Origin of the sequence: Streptomyces sp. NPDC051940 (assembly GCF_040680895.1) — a bacterium.
In the GTDB taxonomy this organism is placed as follows: domain Bacteria; phylum Actinomycetota; class Actinomycetes; order Streptomycetales; family Streptomycetaceae; genus Streptomyces.
On the sequence record NZ_JBFAXR010000258.1, the window covers coordinates 1 to 3,557 of the forward strand.

Genomic DNA, 3,557 nt, shown 5'->3' on the forward strand with positions numbered 1-3,557 from the left:
CCGGTCCCGCTGGAAGCCGCGGCTCCCGCTGGCGCCTGCGGCGCGGTTCGGCGCTTCGCGCCTCAGTCCTCAAACGCCGGACGGGCTATGAGGGGTACCGCATCGCCGGGCAGCGCGGTGAACGGCAACGGGGCGGAGCGGCACCAGGGTGGAACGGCGCCAGGGCGGAACGGCTGGGGCGGCCGGAGGCGCAATGCTGCGGGCAGGCGTGCCGCAGGGCGGCACGGGTGGGCGCAGCGGCACCGCAGCCATCGGAGGGGAACCGGACCACAGTCGACGCCCACCGCAGGCGTGAGCGGGCGACCAGGCGACCAGGGGCGCGGAGCGCGCAGCCCGCCGCAGGCGCGACCGGGCGACCCCAGGACGTGCAGCCCGCCGCAGGCGGAGAGGCGAAGGGGGCCCGAAACGCGGCGGCGCACCGTACGGTGAGAGGTATGACGAGCATCGGCGGTGCGGAGATGGTCGACTGGAACCTCGCGGTGGCGACCGCGACACGGCTCGTACGACCGGGCCCGGAGGTGAGCCGCGACGAGGCCCGAACGATCGTCGCAGAGCTCCGTACGCACGCGAAGTCCTCCGAGGAACACGTCAGAGGCTTCACCAGGATGTTCGGCGACGGCGCCCCGGAGCTCCACGACACCCCCGTCCTGGTGGTGGACCGCCCCGGCTGGGTGCGCGCGAACGTCGCGGGCTTCCGCGCCGTCCTGTCCCCCCTGATGGACAAGATGCAGGAGCGCCGCTCGAACATCCCCGGCGGCGCGGTCCTGGGCGCCGTGGGCGGCAAGGTCACCGGCGTCGAGCTGGGGATGCTGCTGTCGTTCCTGGCCTCCCGGGTCCTCGGCCAGTACGAGACGTTCGCCCCCGCCACCCGCGACCTGCCCACGGGCGACGCACGCGGCGCGGGCCGCCTCCTCCTCGTGGCCCCCAACATCGTGCACGTGGAGCGCGAGCTCGACGTACAGCCGCACGACTTCCGCCTCTGGGTGTGCCTGCACGAGGAGACGCACCGCACCCAGTTCACCGCTGTGCCCTGGCTGCGGGACCATATGGAGAGCGAGATCCAGTCGTTCCTCTCCGAGACCGAGGTCGACCCCTCCACCCTGCTGGAGCGCTTCCGCGAGGCCGCGCAGTCGCTGTCCGGCGGGCGGGCGCCGGAGGACGCGGAGGACGGCGAGACGCGTTCGCTGGTCGAGATCGTGCAGACGCCCGCGCAGCGGGAGATCCTCGGCCGGCTCACCGCGGTGATGTCGCTGCTGGAGGGCCACGCCGACTTCGTGATGGACGGCGTCGGACCGGCCGTCGTGCCGTCCGTCGCCGAGATTAGGGAGAAGTTCCAGCAGCGCCGCGCCAAGGGCGCCGGCCGCCTCGACCAGGCGCTGCGCAAGCTGCTCGGACTGGACGCGAAGCTGCGGCAGTACAAGGACGGCGAGAAGTTCGTCCGGCACGTGGTGGAGAACGTGGGCATGGACGGCTTCAACAGAGTGTGGACATCACCGAACACCCTCCCCACCAAGGCGGAGATCGGCAAACCGGCGGACTGGATCGCGCGGGTGCACGGAAAGGCCGTGGACTGACGTTCACACCCCCGTCCTAGGCTGGGCGGGGGCATCGGTTCACCCGTCCGAGGGAGCGTGCGGCAGGTCGCCCGCATGCCATGCTCGGGTGTCGGCTCTTCTCTGTCACCATTGAGACACGCTCAGTGACTGAGGCTCATCGGTCGGCTCGACCTCTTGTGAAAGAAGTGAAAGCCATGGGTCCCCATCCAGCGGTCGCCGCGATACGTCTGGCCGTTCGCCGCGCACTCCATGACGTACTCACCGAGCACACCAAGACCCCGTACGCCGGTGACGCCCCCCTCGTGCTCGTCGCCTGCTCCGGCGGCGCCGACTCCATGGCGCTCGCCTCCGCCCTCGCCTTCGAGGCCCCCCGCCGTGGTGTCCGTGCCGGCGGCATCACCGTCGACCACGCCCTGCAGGAGGGCTCCGACCGCCGCGCCGCCGAGGTCGTCGAGCGGCTCACCGCGCTGGGCATCGACCCCGTCGAGTCCGTACGCGTGACGATCGGCCGGGCGGGTGGCCCCGAGGCCGCGGCCCGCGACGCCCGCTACGCCGCGCTGGACGAGGCCGCCGAGCGGCTGGGTGCCGCCGCGGTCCTGCTCGGGCACACCCGCGACGACCAGGCCGAAACGGTGCTGCTGGGCCTCGCCCGCGGCTCCGGCACGCGGTCGCTGTCCGGGATGGCGGCCGCCTCCGGCCGCGGCGGGCGCTACCGGCGGCCGTTCCTGGAGATCGACCGGCAGGTGGCCCGTAAGGCGTGCATGGTGCAGTCGCTGCCCGTCTGGGACGACCCGCACAACGTCGACCCCGCCTACACCCGCTCCCGGGTGCGGCACGAGGCGCTGCCCATCCTGGAGAAGGCCCTCGGCAAGGGCGTCGTCGAGGCCCTCGCCCGTACGGCGCAGCTCTCCCGCGACGACGCGGACGCGCTCGACGCGTGGGCCGCGGGCGCGGACCCCACCGTGCGCGACGCGGACGGGCGGCTCGAGGTCGCCAAGCTGTACGCGCTGCCCGCCGCCGTACGACGGCGGATCCTGCGGTCGTCGCTGCTCGCGGCCGGTTCGCCGGCGGGGTCGCTGTTCGCCCGGCACATCGAAGAGGTGGACAGACTGATCACCGGATGGCGCGGTCAGGGCGCCATCAACCTGCCCGGGCGCGTCGAGGCGCGGCGGCAGGATGGCAGACTGGTCATCCAGCAGCGTTCTGCTGAACGACCGCGTTGAAAGCGTAGACAGGGATCAGCCGGGTGGACCAGAAGGACATGGGAGCCGACCTGCAGTCGGTGCTCATCACCAAGGAAGAGATCGACTCGAAGCTGGCGGAGCTGGCGGCGAAGATCGACGCGGAGTACGCGGGCAAGGATCTGCTCCTCGTCGGGGTGCTGAAGGGCGCCGTGATGGTGATGGCGGACCTCGCCCGGGCGCTGTCCACCCCGGTCACCATGGACTGGATGGCCGTGTCGTCGTACGGCGCGGGCACGCAGTCCTCCGGTGTCGTGCGGATCCTGAAGGACCTCGACACGGACATCAAGGGCAAGCACGTCCTGATCGTCGAGGACATCATCGACTCCGGGCTCACGCTGTCGTGGCTGCTGTCGAACCTCGGGTCGCGGGAGCCGGAGTCGCTCAAGGTGTGCACGTTGCTGCGCAAGCCTGATGCGGCGAAGGTCGCGATCGACGTGGAGTGGGTGGGCTTCGACATCCCGAACGAGTTCGTGATCGGTTACGGGCTCGACTACGCGGAGAAGTACCGCAACCTTCCGTTCGTCGGCACGCTCGCGCCTCACGTCTACGGCGGCTGACCCACCCCTTGCGGGGGCTGCCGCCCCCGTACCCCCGCGGTCCTCTGGTGCGGGTCACGCTGGAAGCGTGCAGTGCCGCTGCGCCTGCGGCGCGCTTCGGCGCTTCGCGCCTCGTCCTCAAACGCCGGACGGGCTGGGGTGGGGTGCCGGTCCCGCTGGAAGCCGCGGCTCCCGCTGGCGCCTGCGGCGCGGTTCGGCGC

Annotated in this window: 3 protein-coding genes; all 3 read left to right on the top strand. The window is 72.0% G+C overall.

The genetic code is table 11. The features are described from left to right. Nucleotides 1-434 precede the first annotated feature (434 nt). The 3 genes from AB0M28_RS40120 (at nucleotide 435) to hpt (ending at nucleotide 3,357) form a co-directional block, all read left to right on the top strand. The gene (locus AB0M28_RS40120) at nucleotides 435-1,574 is read left to right on the top strand and encodes a zinc-dependent metalloprotease (protein ID WP_365415728.1); all 1,140 of its coding nucleotides are present in this window, start codon (nucleotides 435-437) and stop codon (nucleotides 1,572-1,574) included. 176 nt (nucleotides 1,575-1,750) lie between these two features. Then, nucleotides 1,751-2,779, top strand: coding sequence for a tRNA lysidine(34) synthetase TilS (gene tilS / locus AB0M28_RS40125; protein WP_365415730.1), 1,029 nt, complete (start codon nucleotides 1,751-1,753; stop codon nucleotides 2,777-2,779). 38 nt (nucleotides 2,780-2,817) lie between these two features. Then, nucleotides 2,818-3,357 carry a hypoxanthine phosphoribosyltransferase gene (hpt, locus tag AB0M28_RS40130; protein ID WP_365415732.1) on the top strand — a complete coding sequence of 180 codons (540 nt, stop codon included), beginning with the start codon at nucleotides 2,818-2,820 and terminating at the stop codon, nucleotides 3,355-3,357. The last annotated feature ends 200 nt before the right edge of the window (nucleotides 3,358-3,557 follow it).